The organism is Spirulina sp. CCNP1310 (genome assembly GCF_034932185.1).
Classification (GTDB): Bacteria; Cyanobacteriota; Cyanobacteriia; order Cyanobacteriales; family Spirulinaceae; genus Spirulina.
This window is the reverse complement of record NZ_JAYGHW010000095.1, coordinates 37,773-52,980: the sequence shown is the minus strand read 5'-3', so window position 1 is coordinate 52,980 and position 15,208 is coordinate 37,773. Positions and strand designations below refer to the sequence as shown.

Genomic DNA, 15,208 nt, shown 5'->3' with positions numbered 1-15,208 from the left:
AACTTTTGTAAATAGGGATGTCCGTGGAAATCTTATCCCTCGATCGCTTGGAAGACCTAGCCCAACTCTACGGCTATTGGGTGATCTTTATCGGTATTGCTTTAGAAAATACGGGCATTCCCCTGCCCGGTGAGACGATTACCCTCGTCGGGGGGTTTTTAGCGGGCAGTGGCGATCTGAGCTACTGGGGCGTGCTGGCCAGTGCCATCTCCGGGGCGGTGCTGGGGGATAACTGTGGCTATTGGTTGGGGAAATGGGGCGGCTGGCCGCTCCTGGTGCGGGTGGGGGGGTGGTTCCGCATTTCCGAAGCACAACTGCGGGTTGCCCGCCAACAGTTCAGCCTCAATGCGGGGCGAGCGGTATTTTTTGGCCGGTTTGTGGCGCTGTTGCGGATTTTCGCCGGGCCAATGGCGGGGATTGCCCAAATGCCCTACCGTCAGTTTTTGCTCTGTAATTTAGGCGGGGCGACGGTGTGGGCGGTGTTGATGGTGACGTTGGCCTTTTTTGTGGGGCGGTTGATCCCTCTAGCCCAATTGGTGGGGTGGGTGGCACAGTTTGGCGTTCTCGCCTTGGTGGGGGTAGTGGGGGCGATCGCCTTGACGATTTGGCTCGAATCCCGCAAAAAACCGGAAATTTCCGGCAGCGATTCCTAGATCAAGTTAAAGCTCTAATGTCATTCCCTCAAACGGGGGTTAGGGTGAAGTTAATTGTTCTAGAAGAAAAACCCATGATTTTTTCAAGATGGCGATCGCACTGTACCTCCTTCCTCGCGGGGACAGTCACTCTGTTGATGTCACTGCCAGCAATGGCAGTCACTTTTAACATCACCGATATTAGCGGCACTTGGACAGGCATTAACGGCGATTCTTGGTACTATTCCGGCGTGGGAACCAGTAGCATCCGCTGGGGCGAAGCCGCCACCTATTCCGGCCAAAGTGGCTTTAACTTTGGAGCCGCTAGCGATACCACGATTAGCAGTGGCAATAACTTCATCCTCGGTCAACTGACCCATCTCAACTTCCCGATCTATGGTGGGACTGGGGCCAATGGGGCATCTTTGCAACTGGCGATGACCATTGATGGCATGGTGCAAAACTTTAACTACGGTTTCACCATTGATGAAACCCCCAATACCTGGAGTTTGGCTAATTGTCCGGTGTTTCAGATCAGCACCGTTCCCTGTGACGACAAGATCGACTTCACCAGCCCCTTTAGCTTGGCCAGCTTCACCAAAGACAATAACAACTACACCTTAGAACTTCTGGGCTTTAGTCGCACCGTTGAGACCTTTAACCCCGTTACCTCGTTTATCACGGAAGAATATAAAGCCTCCTCGGCCTTTTTGGTGGGGCGGCTCGTGGTTGATCCACAATCGGTGGCGATCGCTGATCCCGAACCCCAACCCAGTCCCGAACCCGATCCCGAACCCCAAGCCGTTCCCGAACCTACTTCCATCCTCGCGTTACTGTTGACAGGCTTTGGGGGGATCGGTTTAAAACGTCGTCAGGCGGCCCGCCGTTCCCGATAGGCGGCATAGACCCCTTGGACGTTGTACCAATTGAGGAAAATCCGGGCCACCTCCAACGCGAGACGGGGGCGGCCCTGATCGATTAACCATTGCAATAGGGGGGCCATGCGTCGCTCATTGAGCCAGCCGCCGAGGGAAAGCAGGCCCCAGAGGACGCGATGGAGACTGGTCATTTGGATCATCATCCGCACATCCCAAGTGGGATGTTTTTGGTAAAACAAGACCCCCATGCGGCCCCGCTGGATTTCCTGATCAATCATTTGGGGAATTTGGGCCAGCGTAAAGGCGGGATGCCAATGGTAGCCGACGGCGGCGGGGCATTTAATCAGCTTTAAACCCAACTTTTTCAGCCGTACCCCCAATTCCAAATCCTCCCAACCGTAGAGTTGAAATTGCGGGTCAAATAAACCGGCGGTGTGGAGCCAATGCTTGGCGATCGCCACATTCCCCGTCGCAAAATAAGCCGCCGAAAAATCCGTCAGCTTATAGGGTTCCGCTGTGGGATTCTCAAAATTGGCCGTATTGATCACCGCGCCATAGGTAAAGCAGCGATCCGCGATCGCGTACCCATCGCCCCCCGTTGCTCGCTGCCCCTGGGTTAACCCCTCACAATGAGCCGCTAAAAAGCTAGGGGTCACAACCAAATCACTATCAATAAAAATAATCCAATCCCCTTGGGCTTGATGAACCCCCAAGTTCCGAGCCAAGGCCGGGCCGCCATGATCCTGCTCCAAAAGGACAAGATGGGGAAATTCCTGATCATGAGCCTGTAACCAAGCCACGGTTTGATCCGTCGAACCATCATCGACGACAACCACTTCATAGCCGGTAATCGGACTATGAGGGGGAATGACCTGTGCCTCCAAAGCCCGTAGGCATTTGGTAAGGATGGGGAGGCGGTTATAGGTGGGGATGACGATGGAAAAAAACATAAATATTCCCCTAAAACGGAGCCGGAGGATTGGCCACAAAGCCCCCATGGGGTCGCACTAAACCGTTCGTTTGACTAATCCAAGCCAAACCTTCCCCTGTGCCGATCCAGATTTTATTGCCGGTATCGGGGGCAATGGAGAGGATTTGTGCCGAAGGGAGGCCGGCGATTTCGGCCAAAATTGCGCCGGTTTCGGGTTGGATTTGGAATAGTCCGGTTTCAGTGCCGACCCAGAGGGTGCGATCGCCCGCAAAGGCAAGGGAGGTGACGTTTTTGCCGCGAAAGGGGGTGACGGAACGGGTGATCCGTCGTTCAAGGGGGTCAATCACCAGCAGGGCGTTGGGGGTTCCCGCCCAAATTAGGCCATTGGGGGCAGTGGCCAGGGCCTGCACCATGCCGCCGGGCAAATTATTCATCATTGCCAAGGGAAACGCGCTGGCGGTATCCACCTGGACTAAGCCCTCTAAGGTTCCCACCCACAACTGACCCTGATCATCGAGGGTGAGGGCATTGGCACTCACGCCGCTGAGGGCTTGGAGGGTGGTCATCATTAAGCCCTGATCGGGGCTGATTAAACTCAAACCGCGATCGCCCCCCGCCCAGAGAAAACCCCGCCGATCCACCAACAAAGAAAGAATCCGATTTGAGGGCAACGTCAGGTTATAGGCGGTTACGTCATCGGTTTGGGGATCGACCCGCATGAGGCCGCTACTGGTTCCCACCCAAACCCGCCCCACCTGATCCAGGGCGAGGGCCTGAAGGCGGGAATTGGCTAAACCGACGCGGGCGAGGATCTGGCCAGTGTGGGGATTGATCCGGGCCAGGCCCAACCAGGAAGCAATCCACAGGGAATCGAGGGCATCGGGCTGGAGGGCAGTGACGCGGAAATCACGGGCGAAGGCATCGGGGGGGAGGGGGTCGCTGGGAATGGGGGGAAGGCCGGGGGGCGGCGCATTGGGGGTAATGGGGGGAATGCGTCGCTCTGGTTCAGGGAGCCATTGGGCCGCAGTGGGTAATGGGGCAACGCCCACAGCCCGGAGGGGAAGCAAAAACACGCACAGAGGGGCCAACCGCCGGATCATGGTTTTGGATTGCGAAGGGCCCATCAAGTTTAACCCAAGCTCGGACTTGTGGCATGGGGGGATCGGCCAGAGGGTATGCTGAAGCAATGCCCCCGACCTGTGAATCCCGACGGCGATCGCCCCCGATGTATCTCCAACACCTCCATCTGCGCAACTTTCGGAACTACCGCGATCAAGCCCTGACGTTTACCGCCCCGAAAACGATTATTCTCGGTGACAATGCCCAAGGGAAATCTAACCTGCTCGAAGCCATCGAACTCCTGGCAACGTTGAAAAGCCACCGCAGCAGCCGCGATCGCGACCTGATCCACCACAGCACCGACAGCAGCCAGATCAACGCCACCATTGCCCAACGCTATAGCACCGTCGAACTGGGTTGCACCTTGCGCCATCCGGGCCGCCGTACCCTCAGCCGCAACCACGAACCCCTCAAACGTCAACTCGATGCCCTCGGAACCCTCAACGCCGTCCAATTTTCCAGTCTTGATCTCGATTTGGTGCGGGGAACGCCGGAAGATCGCCGTCGTTGGTTGGATAATCTCGTTGTCCAGCTAGAACCCGTCTATGCCCATATTTTGCAGGAATATACCCATGTGCTCCGTCAACGCAATGCACTGTTGCGCCAGCATCGCGGCGAAAAGACCCTCTCCCCCCAACAGCTTGCCCTCTGGGATGCCCAACTGGCGGCCCATGGTGGGCGCGTCACCCGTCGCCGCGCCCGCGTCCTCGCTCGCCTTGCCCCCCTCGCCCAAGCTTGGCACAGCCAAATCAGCGGTCAACCGGAAATTTTAACCCTCACCTACAGTCCCAATGTGCCTTGGCAAACGGACGATCCCCAACAGGTACAACAGGCCTTTTTGGCGTGCATCCAACAACGGCAAACCGTGGAAACCCAGCGCGGCACAACGATGGTCGGCCCCCACCGGGATGATCTTGAACTGTTAATCAATGACATTCCCGCCCGAAGCTACGCTTCCCAAGGACAACAGCGTACCCTTGTTCTCGCCATTAAGCTGGCGGAGTTACATTTAATCGAGGCGGTAACGGGAGAGCCGCCCCTGCTGCTCCTGGATGATGTCCTAGCCGAGTTGGATTTACAGCGTCAAAATCACCTCCTGGCAGCGATTCAAGACCGCTTCCAAACAGTGATCACCACCACCCACCTTGCCGGGTTTGATGGGGCTTGGCAGCAAGCCGCTCAACAGTTGACCGTTGAAGCGGGCCAAATTACCCCGTGAGGAGGAGAGAGAGAACTTTCTCCCACAATGCTCACGCCTCTCCTCTCACTCCTCAGTTTGTTGTTTTCCTAACAATTCATTAAGGAATTGAATAAGATATCCTGAAAATCCCCGTAGCGGTGCAGATAGCACGGATAATTAGGCTAAGGCAGAGTAGGCAATTCTAGGTGCAGGGCTACGCCAGCCAGGGTCAGGGTTTTCTTGTGTTAAAAATTGTTTCCAGGGAAACAAAATAATTCTCCCGTTGGAAACTTTTCCCCTCGGTCAGAACTGTTAAAATGACGAACTTATGATTTTTCCCGGTAGCGTTGAACTGCTTAAGCCAAAGTTACACCCGATTGTTCATTGCTGGGTAGGAGTCCAAGAGTGATTGTCAGTGTTATGGATGGGACTGTGTTTGAAAATACTTCTGATGCTGTTTTTCGCTTAGATGAACAGTGGCGATTTGTTATGCTCAATGGGGCGGCGACGGTCTTATTTGGCCGGTCACAGGCAGATTTACTCCACCATAACCTCTGGGAAGAGTTCCCCCAACTCCTTGCCACCAGCTTTGAATCGGAATATCGGCGGATTATGACTCAAGGGGGGATGTCCCACTTTGAGGCGTTTTCTGTGTTGGGCCATTGTTGGCTCCATGTACAAATTCAACGGGAAAATGGCGGGATTTTGGTCTTTTTGCGGGATATTTCCGATCGCAAGCAGGTGGAAGCGGATGTGATGGAGCAGTCTCGCTTGGGGCATCTGATGGGGCGGGTGAGCCGGTTTTTAGTCCATGCCCATGGTTTAGCGGAAAGTTTACAATATTGCACCGACGCGATTATTGATGAATTGGATGGGGCGATCGCCGCCATTTGGGTCTATAACAGCCAAGCCCAGTATTTAGAGCGTCAGGGGTTCAGCTACAACGGCGAAACCAGTGAGCCGCTGCTGAGTTCACTGCTGTTTCAATCGCCGGTTTTAACCCTAGAGCATTCGATCATTGGCATGATCGCCCAAACCCAAAAGCCCGTTGTTGACTTGGTGTTTCCCGCCTTTGGGGATCCCCTCCAATCGGGGGCCGTGGCGGTGCATCGCCCACTCCAAGACAACGATAGTGTTTTTTGCAACCTTGAACCCGCACCGGGAAAACTCCCCACCAAACTCCATTTTGTCGGCTATCCGATGGTATTGGATGAGCGTCTGATCGGCGTGTTGGCCCTCTGGAGTTATCAAGCCCTCCGGCCCTTGGTTTATGAGGGGTTAGGCTCCCTCGCCGATAGTTTGGCCATTGATATTGATCGCTGCTGGGCCCGCACCGCCTTACTCTCTCGCCGGGAGGCCTTGCTCTTTCGTCTTGCCAACCAGATCCGCAATTCCCTCGACCTCAATACGATCCTCGATACTGCCGTCCATGAGATCCGCCAATTGTTGAATGTGGATTGCTGCACCTATCTTTGGTGTTGGACGGAGGGGGAAATGGTTAGTTTAATGGTCAGCCATGAGGCGGGGGTGGAAACCAACTGTGGCCAGGCGATCGCCACCTGCCCCCCGGAAAGGCTCACGTTTCTCGCTGAACAAATTGGTCAGCAACGATTGTTACGAATTGATGATATTCAACACCCGCCGCCGTTGCCCTTCCTCAACAGTAAAGATGCCCAAGGGTTAATGGATTTGTTGCGGGATTTAGAAATTCAGTCTCTGCTGTTGCTGCCCTTAAAAACCCGGTCGGATCATTTAGGGGCGATCGCCTGTAGCCAGCGGCGGGGCGTGCGCCATTGGAGCGAACAGGAAATAGAACTGCTCCAAGCGGTGGTGGATCAACTCGCCCTCGCCATTGATCAAGCGGAACTCTTCGCCCAAACCCGAGCCGCCGCCCTCGCCGCCCAAACCCAAGCCCAACAAATCGAACTGACGCTTCAGGAACTCAAACGCACCCAAGCCCAACTGATCCAAACCGAAAAAATGTCCAGCTTGGGGCAAATGATTGCCGGTATTGCCCATGAAATTAACAATCCCGTTAATTTTATTTCCGGTAACTTGAGCTATACCAGTGAATACGTCAATGATCTGGTGCGTTTGGTGGAAACCTATCGCCAATATCTCCCCGACAACGAAAAATTAAGTGAGTTAGAAGATGAAATTGATTTGGATTTTATTATTGAAGACCTCCCCAAAACCTTGGCTTCGATGCAAATTGGCGCGGAGCGCATCCGGCAAATTGTCCTATCCCTCCGTAATTTCTCCCGATTAGATCAGGCGGAAATGAAGCCGGTGGATATTCACGAAGGCTTAGATAACACCCTCCTGATTTTGCACAATCGCCTCAAAGCCAAAGGCAATCGTGCCGAAATTGAAATCATTAAAAACTATGGTGATCTTCCCCCCGTAGATTGCTATGCCGGCCAACTCAATCAAGTGTTTATGAATATCCTTGCCAATGCCATTGATGCGATGGAGGATGAACCTGAACCTCGACAAATTACGATCTCAACGGAATTTATGCCTGATCCAGAGCATCCCGAAAACGGAGATGGTGAACCCCTAGGGGATGCCTTAATTCGGCTTCAGGATAATGGCTCAGGGATGTCTCCGGAAACCGTGAGTCATATTTTTGATCCCTTCTTTACCACCAAGCCAGTGGGGAAAGGTACGGGACTGGGGCTAGCGATTAGTTATCAAATTATTGTGGAAAAGCACCATGGTCGGATCACCTGCGATTCTGTACCAGGAAGCGGAACGATCTTTACGATTCAAATTCCGGTTCAACCTGCGGCGGATTTCCGTAAAAGCTAAATTTTTGATTTTTATCGTCTTTTTTTGATCTTTACTATGCTTTTTTTCTCTGCGGCCATGGCATTTTCACAGCTTATCCTTCCGGAGCATTGGCTTTATCCCTTTATTGAATTGGTCAATGAACGGACAGGCATTCGGATTCGAGAACAGGACTATAGTGAGTTTGCTCGCAAAATTGGTCAGCGGATGACTAAGCTGCGGATGCCACGACCTGAGGATTATTATGCTCATTTAACGGGTTTGGGGGAGCAAAGCCATCAAGAATGGCAGGAATTAACGGTGATTCTTACCAATATTGAAAGCTATTTTTTCCGAGATCATGGCCAATTTCAACTCCTTGAGCAGGTGTTGTTGCCCCGGCTGATTGCGGCGAAACGACGGGAACGACAGTTGCGGATTTGGAGTGCGGGCTGTTCGACGGGGGAGGAACCCTATTCTTTGGCGATTTTGCTGCGGCAGTTGTTGGCCCATGAGCCGGGTTGGCAATATGAGGTGTTGGGGACGGATATTAATCCCATGGTGTTGGAGCGGGCCCGACAGGGTTATTACCCTCAATGGTCGTTGCGATCGCTCTCCCCCGTGATTCAACAGCGGTATTTTCAACCCTGCGGGGAGGGGTTCCAACTGGATCAGCAGATTCGCGCCATGGTTCAGTTTGAGTCTTTTAATCTGGCTAAACCGATGGCTCGGCAAATGGCGATCGCCGACATTGATTTAATTGTCTGTCGCAATGTGTTTATCTATTTTTCCCTCGATGCGATTACCACCGCCTTGGGGACGTTTGCCCAGGCTTTAGGCCCCCATGGTTATTTAGTTACGGGTCATGCGGAGTTATATGGTCAGGATTTAAGCGCCTTCCAAAGTCACCTTTTCCCGGAATCGGTGATCTATCAACGGCGGGATCATCATCCTGTCCATTCCCCTATCCCTTTACCGATGCCGGTGATCCCAGAACCCAGAACCCGCCCTGCCCCTCGCGTTGTGCTCCCGGTGGCAACCGCCTCCCCAATGCCCCCGCCGACGGTGGCGGATTTACTCACCGAAGCGGAATTTTGTCTGCAACAGAAGAATTACCAGCGATCGCGCCAAAAAATTGAAGCGGTGTTAGCCCAGGATGGCCGTAATTTTGCGGCCCATTTGCTGAAGGCGCAATTGGAGGCCAATGCGGGGCAATACGAGGCGGCGATCGCCACCTGTCAAACCGCCCTCAAACTCGAACCCCTTTCGATTGCAATTTATTACCTGATGGCGCAAATTGCCGAAGAACAAGGAGATAATGAAGGAGCCAAGCAATTATTCAAAAAAATTATTTATCTCGAACCCACTGCCATTTTGGCCTATTACGAACTCAGTCAACTCTATGAACAAGAAGGCAATCCCAGCCGAGGCCAAAAAATGCGCCAAACTGCCCTGGCTTTATTGCAGCAGTTGCCCCCTCAAAGTCGCGTCGATGGGCGCTTAGACTTGACTGTTCAGGATTTAATCGAACAAATTGATCCCGCCAATTTATTAAGCGAATGATATTTAGGATTCGGTGCGTCAGGGGAAATTCAACAACTCCGAGCATCATTTTTTCGTCTGACGCACCCTACTACAGAAAAATGCAGGTTATGGGGACGAAATAAAATTTTGCCCCCTTTAAAAAGATACAAATCTATAGCAATCTCAACCCCCTTGAGATTTTGCGATAGAATAAATTTAGGGTGTTGAAGTAATCAAATAAAGCAAAGTAAATTAACATTATTTGATTAAAGTTTGTATTTTGTCATGATTGAAATAATGTGGTGATTGACGATGGCTGATTCTCTGATGGCCGATACCCTGATCACAGGGCAAACCACCTACTTGATTTTTGGTATTAACCAAACCTACTACGGTTTAGATAGCTTGGTGGTGGATGAAATTTTCTTTTTACCGGAACTGACCCCGGTGCCAGAAGCACCCCGCTATATTGTTGGGGTTTTAAATCTCCGGGGGGAAGTGATTCCGGTGATGGATGTGAATTTACGCTTGGGCTATCAACCCCAGCCCTACCACCTCAGCGATCGCATTATTGTCCTCCAAGATGAGGCCCAGCGCTTTGGGATTTTGGTTAATCAGGTGCAGGATGTGCGATCGCTCAGTAGTCGCGACATTACCACCAAGGCCCGCTATCGCTGGGAACAGGAGCAGCAGCCGGTACAGACCGGCATTGCCCACAGTGGTGATGACTTGATCGTGTTGCTCAGTCCCCAGGTGTTGCTCCATCCTCCGGAGCGGGCCCGCCATGGGGTAGAAGATCTGTTTTCCCTCACCGCTGAAGGGGTGGATCATCTCCGCCAAACCTTGGGGGATTTAGAAAGCCAACTGCAAAGCCAGCGGCAGTTTTTCCCCCATGCCACCCCAGAGGAGCGGCAGATCCTGCGCGATCGCGCCGACCATCTGCGCCAAGTGCCGGACAACCAAGACCATCGCGGCCGGGCTTCCTTAGCCGTGATTCGCCTCGGCTCTGAGTTATTTGGCATTGATTTAGGGATTGTGCGGGAATTTACGGAAATTAAACGGATCACGCCAATTCCCTGCGCTCCTTCCCATATCATTGGTAATGTCAATCTTCGGGGGGAAATTGTCACATTAATTGATATTTCCACCGTGCTGAACCTGCCGCCAGTCATTGCCAACCGTACCTTTTTACAAAACAGCAACAATTTACAACAGGCGATGATCGTTGATTGTGAAGATTTGGTGGTGGGGGTGGTAATTACGGAAATTCTCGATGTGGTGCTGCTCAACCCAGAAGAAATTTGCCCCGTTCCCACGGCGATCCATGGCATTAGTGATGAATACCTAGACGGTGAAACCCCCTACCAAGGCCGGATGATGAGCATTTTAGCCTTGCCTAAATTGCTCAATCAAGGCCAGCTTGTGGTGGATGAATCTTAATTGTCCAATTCATGATCCAACTTCAGGCTTGACTCAATATTTTTCTTCAGGACATCACTAGCTCATTGCTCATTTTCATCCCTTTTCTATTAAGGTCATTATGAATAAACTTTCCTCAGTCTCCGACCATCCCCGCACTAACATCTTGCTAGAAAAACAGTTGCAAGGGTTTAAAGTCCGCACTTGGATTATTGGCGGCTATGCCATTCCCATTGTCCTTTCGCTCCTGTCTGCGGTGGCTGTCTTTTTTAATGTTCAGATGGTGCGTTCCGGAGAGCAATCGATTACCCGTCGCGTCCAGGTTTCTGAACAAATTGGTGATCTGGCGGTGAATGTCCAGGTCATGTCCCGAACGGTTCGGGGCGGGATTCTAGATGCAGATGACGAATCCCGCCGTGCCTACGAAGAAGCCTTTCAGCATGTCGATAACATTTTAGATGAATTAGAGATCCTCCTGATTGATGCAGAGCAACAGGATAATCTGGTGAGACTACGGCAGCAGATGGATGAGTACAAGCAGGTGAATGCACGACTCTGGGCGGTGATTAATCAAAATCAGCAGGATGCATCAATCACCTTTTGGCAACAAAACCGAGGCCGAGAGCAGATTACCAATTTAACGGAAGCAATTGAAATCGTCCAAGATCGTGAAACTGAGTTAGTTGAAGAGACGCTTCAGGATCAACGGGATACCCTCAATACATTGGTAACGGTGGTGATTGGTTCGGCGGCACTTTCCATTGCCATTGCCATTGCTGCTTCGATCTGGATTATTCGCAATATTACTCAACGCCTCAACGAAACCGCCAACACCCTAGCGGCCTCCACCACCGAAATTGCCGCCACCGTTGAACAACAGGAGCGCACCGCGAGCCAGCAGGCCGCCTCGGTGAGCGAAACCACCACCACCATGGATGAATTGGGGGCTTCTTCGCGGCAATCTTCCCAACAGGCGGAAGCGGCCACCAGCGCCGCCCAACAGGCCCTCAACCTCACCGATGGGGGGACGGCTGCGGTGGGCAAAACCCTGGAAGGGATTACGGTATTGCGGGATAAGGTGAGTGCGATCGCCGAGCAAATTTTGCACCTCAGTGAGCAAACGGGGCAGATCGGCAATATTTCCCAATTGGTTTCGGATTTGGCGAATCAAACCAATATGTTGGCGCTGAATGCAGCGGTGGAAGCGGTGCGGGCTGGGGAGCATGGCAAAGGCTTCTCGGTGGTGGCGACGGAAATTCGCAAGCTGGCGGATCAAAGTAAGCAGTCGGCGCAGAAAATTAATGATTTGGTAACAGATATTCAGCACGCGATTAATTCAACGGTAATGGTCACGGATGAAGGGACAAAAACCGTAGAAATTAGCGTTCAAAGTACGCAACAAACAGCCTCTGCTTTTGCCGGAGTTGCCGATGCTGTTAACAATGTGGTGATTAATAATCAGCAAATTTCCTTGAATATTAAGCAGCAGGTGACGGCCATTGAGCAGGTGGTGCAGGCGATGAATAGTATTAACCAAGGGGCAAAGGAAACCGCTAACGGCATTCGCCAAACCCGGATGGGAACGCAGCAACTCCAACAGGCCTCGGAAATTTTGAAGGATATGGTTTAAGAGGAGAAAAGAGGATAGAGAAGAGAGGAAAGAGGAACGTTGAGTGTTCTCAATTCTCAATTCTCAATTCTCAATTCTTCCCCCCTCTTGCCAGGACGCGATGATGGCGGCGGCGGCGATGGGGGCGGTGACGGCTCGTAAAATGCGCGGCCCTAAATGAATGGGTTGGAAGCCAGCGGCGATCGCCCCCTCCACCTCTTTACTTGTCCAACCCCCCTCGGGCCCGGTGGCCAGGCTGATGTGATCCGGTTTGCCCTTGAGGGATTGGAGGAGGGCAGGGCGATTCCCCCGTGCCGTTGCCAGCAGTTTCAACCCCTGAGCTTGGGTTAAGGCTTCAGCCCAAGGTTGAGGGGGCGCAATCGTGGGAACAATCGCCCGTTCACATTGCTCCGTCGCCTCCTGAGCAATGCGCTGCCAACGAGTCAGCTTTTGGGGGCTGGGTTTGAGGAGGGTGCGATCGCTGATCACCGGCACAAACCCGCTTACCCCCAATTCTGTTCCGGCTCTGATAATCTCTTCAAAGCCGCTGCCCTTAGGGAGGGCGACGAGTAACATGAGAGGAATGGGTAACTCGTTAGTGAGCGTCAGGGATTCGAGCAATTGCGCTTGCTCCCCTGCTAATTGGGCGATCCAGCCCTGGCCCTGGCCATTGAGGAGAACGCAGCGATCGCCTTCTCGCAACCGCACCACCCGATAGAGATAATGGTGCTGAGGAGCCAAAAGTGTTACCGTTTCCCCCTGACATTGGGCAGGGTCAATGGTGAGACGGTAAAGATGGGGCCTCATGGGTCACGGGGGCTGTGGGACGATGGACAAGGCTGAATCGCAATCCTGATTGATTGTACTCCTGCGGGTTCTCTCCCCTCAACTTCCGTCCTAAGCCATCACCATGCCACCATCGACGTTAAACACTTGGCCGGTAATATAGGCCGCCGCCGGATCAGCGGCTAAAAACCGCACCATTCCGGCAATTTCATCGGGTTGGCCATAGCGACCCAGAGGAATGAATTTCAAAATTTCATCACTATTGAGGCCGTGGGTCATATCCGTTTCAATAAAACCAGGGGCGACGGCATTCACCGTTACGCCCCGGCTGGCCAGTTCCTTGGCCACGGTTTTCGTAAAGCCAATTACCCCCGCTTTAGCGGCACTGTAGTTGGCTTGGCCGGGGTTGCCCATCTGGCCGGCAACGCTGGCAATATTAATGATCCGGCCGCTGCGCTGTTTGAGCATGATTTTACTCACGGCGCGGGTGGTGAGGAATACGCCCGTGAGGTTGAGATCGATCACCGCTTGCCAATCTTCAGGCTTCATACGCAGCAGGAGCGTGTCGCGGGTGATCCCGGCATTGTTTACCAATACATCCACACTGCCCCATGTTTTTTTGGTGCTGTCGATCAAGTCCTCCACCTGATCCCCTTGGGCAATGTCCGCCTGTTTGGCCACCGCTTCCCCCCCAGCGGCAACAATTTCGGCGACAACGGCCTCGGCGGCGGGGCTGGATTGGGCATAGTTGACGACCACTTTCGCACCGGATGCCGCTAAATGGAGGGCGATCGCCTTCCCGATTCCCCTTGATGCGCCGGTCACGATCGCCACTTTACCCGCCAAATATTGCAATGATTCCGGGAGCCGTTCCATAGGGTTAATGTCCAAGTTCAAGCAGTGCATTCTTTACATTCCTCGAATTTGGCGCGAAAATCAATCCAGCAATTTCAAGGGGAAATGCCGATGCTGACGGCTTGGCAAGGATTCACGTTACAAACCTTACCCCTGGCCCGTTGGCAGGCCGGCAGTTTGGCCTATCGCCTTATTGGTTTATGGGGGAATTGGCGGGCCGGGAGTTGGCTGCTGCAATGGGCGGAACCTTTGGGGGTACTGCTGATCGCTTTGGTGCTAGGCTTCGCCCCCTTTTTTGATACGGGTTTGATCGGGGTGCTACTGATCGCCACCGGGGCCTATTGGTTATTGCTCACTCTCACCGATGATCAGCGCCAGAGCGTTACGCCCATCCATTGGGGCCTGCTCTTGTATTTCGCCATGATGGTGCTTTCGACGGCCTTTTCCCCAGAGAAAAAGCTGGCATTAACGGGATTGATCCGGTTTAGCCTCTATTTGGGCTTTTTCCTGTTAGCGGCCCAGGTGTTGCGATCGCCCCGCTGGCGGAACTGGCTCCTCACGAGCTACCTTCATCTTGCCCTCGTCGTCACCGTCTACGGCCTCCGCCAACAAATCCACGGCGTTGATCAATTAGCCACCTGGAATGATCCCACCTCCCCCCTAGCCAATGCGACGCGAGTCTATAGCTATCTCGGCAACCCCAATGTACTCTCCAGCTATCTCCTCCCCGCCATCACCCTCAGTATTGCCGCCCTTCTGCTGTGGCAGGGTTGGCTCCCTAAGCTCCTCGCCGGGATGATGGTGGTGTTAAATACGGCCTGCCTTTATTTCACTGGCAGCCGGGGGGGATGGTTGGGCTTAATGGTCGCCCTCGTGGTTTTATTCCTCCTCGCCCGCTATTGGTACGCTGCCGCCCTGCCCCAATTTTGGCGACGGTGGTTGTTACCCTTGGTGTTTGGCTCCTTTGGGGCGGCGGTGTTGGGGGCAATTTTGACAGTGGAGGCGGTGCGGTTGCGGGTGATGAGTATTTTTGCCGGCCGGGGCGATAGCAGCAATAACTACCGGATTAATGTCTGGGAATCGGTGTTTAAGATGATTGGCGATTTTCCCATTTTGGGCATTGGCCCCGGTAATGGCGTATTTAAAAAGGTTTATCCCCTCTATGCCCGCACCGGCTTTGAAAATGCTCTAGGGGCCTATTCAGTATTTTTAGAGCATATTCTCGAAATCGGCTGGTTCGGTTTTGCCAGTTTCCTCTGGTTGCTGATATTGACCCTGAGCCAAGGATTAAATCAGCTTGGCCGGTTGCGCCGGTTGGGGGATGATCAGGGGTTATGGTTGATGGGGGCGATCGCTGGCGGTGCAGCCCTGCTCACCCAAGGCTGTTTTGATACGGTGTGGTATCGCCCGGTGATTAATACCCTTTGGTGGCTGATGGTGGCGATCGTGGCCGGGTTTGCCGTCCCGACCCCTGAACCCGATCCCGCTGAATCTTAACTGTTACTC

At 53.1% G+C, this 15,208-nt stretch carries 12 protein-coding genes; 8 read left to right on the top strand and 4 right to left on the bottom strand.

Going from position 1 to position 15,208, the window contains the following annotated elements:
• Positions 1-17 precede the first annotated feature (17 nt).
• Positions 18-653 (top strand): DedA family protein, encoded by a 636-nt coding sequence (locus VB712_RS18000; RefSeq protein WP_323257266.1) that lies wholly within the window; start codon positions 18-20, stop codon positions 651-653.
• Positions 654-727: 74 nt separating this feature from the next.
• A complete protein-coding gene (locus tag VB712_RS17995) occupies positions 728-1,528 on the top strand; it encodes a choice-of-anchor K domain-containing protein (RefSeq protein ID WP_323257264.1) in 801 nt (266 codons plus the stop codon).
• On the opposite strand, the gene VB712_RS17990 is transcribed toward VB712_RS17995, so the two are convergent.
• Together VB712_RS17990 and VB712_RS17985 are read right to left on the bottom strand one after the other, a co-directional pair.
• Entirely contained in the window at positions 1,504-2,460 is a 957-nt protein-coding gene (locus VB712_RS17990) for a glycosyltransferase family 2 protein (RefSeq protein ID WP_323257262.1), read from the bottom strand. The genes VB712_RS17995 and VB712_RS17990 overlap by 25 nt on opposite strands.
• A 10-nt stretch (positions 2,461-2,470) precedes the next feature.
• Positions 2,471-3,490, bottom strand: coding sequence for a ligand-binding sensor domain-containing protein (locus tag VB712_RS17985; protein ID WP_323257260.1), 1,020 nt, complete (start codon positions 3,488-3,490; stop codon positions 2,471-2,473).
• A gap of 176 nt (positions 3,491-3,666) precedes the next feature.
• Between VB712_RS17985 and recF the strand changes: the two genes are divergently transcribed.
• The 5 genes from recF (at position 3,667) to VB712_RS17960 (ending at position 12,082) form a co-directional block, all read left to right on the top strand.
• A complete protein-coding gene (gene recF, locus VB712_RS17980; protein ID WP_416236392.1) occupies positions 3,667-4,779 on the top strand; it encodes a DNA replication/repair protein RecF in 1,113 nt (370 codons plus the stop codon).
• A 366-nt stretch (positions 4,780-5,145) separates the two neighbouring features.
• Positions 5,146-7,551, top strand: a complete 2,406-nt coding sequence (locus tag VB712_RS17975; RefSeq protein WP_323257256.1) for an ATP-binding protein — start codon at positions 5,146-5,148, stop codon at positions 7,549-7,551.
• 36 nt (positions 7,552-7,587) lie between these two features.
• Positions 7,588-9,072 (top strand): CheR family methyltransferase, encoded by a 1,485-nt coding sequence (locus tag VB712_RS17970; RefSeq protein ID WP_323257255.1) that lies wholly within the window; start codon positions 7,588-7,590, stop codon positions 9,070-9,072.
• Between the two features lie 273 nt (positions 9,073-9,345).
• Positions 9,346-10,473, top strand: a complete 1,128-nt coding sequence (locus tag VB712_RS17965) for a chemotaxis protein CheW (protein ID WP_323257254.1) — start codon at positions 9,346-9,348, stop codon at positions 10,471-10,473.
• Positions 10,474-10,573: 100 nt separating this feature from the next.
• Positions 10,574-12,082, top strand: a complete 1,509-nt coding sequence (locus VB712_RS17960) for a methyl-accepting chemotaxis protein (protein ID WP_323257252.1) — start codon at positions 10,574-10,576, stop codon at positions 12,080-12,082.
• Between the two features lie 63 nt (positions 12,083-12,145).
• Here the strand turns inward: VB712_RS17960 and VB712_RS17955 are convergent, their stop codons facing one another.
• Both VB712_RS17955 and fabG read right to left on the bottom strand, forming a co-directional pair.
• Positions 12,146-12,868, bottom strand: coding sequence for a 16S rRNA (uracil(1498)-N(3))-methyltransferase (locus VB712_RS17955; RefSeq protein ID WP_323257249.1), 723 nt, complete (start codon positions 12,866-12,868; stop codon positions 12,146-12,148).
• Positions 12,869-12,958: 90 nt separating this feature from the next.
• Positions 12,959-13,723 carry a 3-oxoacyl-[acyl-carrier-protein] reductase gene (gene fabG / locus VB712_RS17950; RefSeq protein WP_323257247.1) on the bottom strand — a complete coding sequence of 255 codons (765 nt, stop codon included), beginning with the start codon at positions 13,721-13,723 and terminating at the stop codon, positions 12,959-12,961.
• A gap of 90 nt (positions 13,724-13,813) precedes the next feature.
• Here fabG and VB712_RS17945 point away from each other — a divergent pair, with 90 nt between their 5' ends.
• Complete coding sequence (locus VB712_RS17945) at positions 13,814-15,199, top strand: IctB family putative bicarbonate transporter (protein WP_416236391.1); 1,386 nt, start codon at positions 13,814-13,816, stop codon at positions 15,197-15,199.
• The last annotated feature ends 9 nt before the right edge of the window (positions 15,200-15,208 follow it).

Coding starts and splice junctions, on each gene's coding strand:
- VB712_RS18000 (WP_323257266.1), top strand. CDS start 18: ATGTCCGTGGAAATCTTATCCCTCGATCGCTTGGAAGACCTAGCCCAA.
- VB712_RS17995 (WP_323257264.1), top strand. CDS start 728: ATGATTTTTTCAAGATGGCGATCGCACTGTACCTCCTTCCTCGCGGGG.
- VB712_RS17990 (WP_323257262.1), bottom strand. CDS start 2,460: ATGTTTTTTTCCATCGTCATCCCCACCTATAACCGCCTCCCCATCCTT.
- recF (WP_416236392.1), top strand. CDS start 3,667: ATGTATCTCCAACACCTCCATCTGCGCAACTTTCGGAACTACCGCGAT.
- VB712_RS17970 (WP_323257255.1), top strand. CDS start 7,588: ATGCTTTTTTTCTCTGCGGCCATGGCATTTTCACAGCTTATCCTTCCG.
- VB712_RS17965 (WP_323257254.1), top strand. CDS start 9,346: ATGGCTGATTCTCTGATGGCCGATACCCTGATCACAGGGCAAACCACC.
- VB712_RS17960 (WP_323257252.1), top strand. CDS start 10,574: ATGAATAAACTTTCCTCAGTCTCCGACCATCCCCGCACTAACATCTTG.
- VB712_RS17955 (WP_323257249.1), bottom strand. CDS start 12,868: ATGAGGCCCCATCTTTACCGTCTCACCATTGACCCTGCCCAATGTCAG.
- fabG (WP_323257247.1), bottom strand. CDS start 13,723: ATGGAACGGCTCCCGGAATCATTGCAATATTTGGCGGGTAAAGTGGCG.
- VB712_RS17945 (WP_416236391.1), top strand. CDS start 13,814: ATGCTGACGGCTTGGCAAGGATTCACGTTACAAACCTTACCCCTGGCC.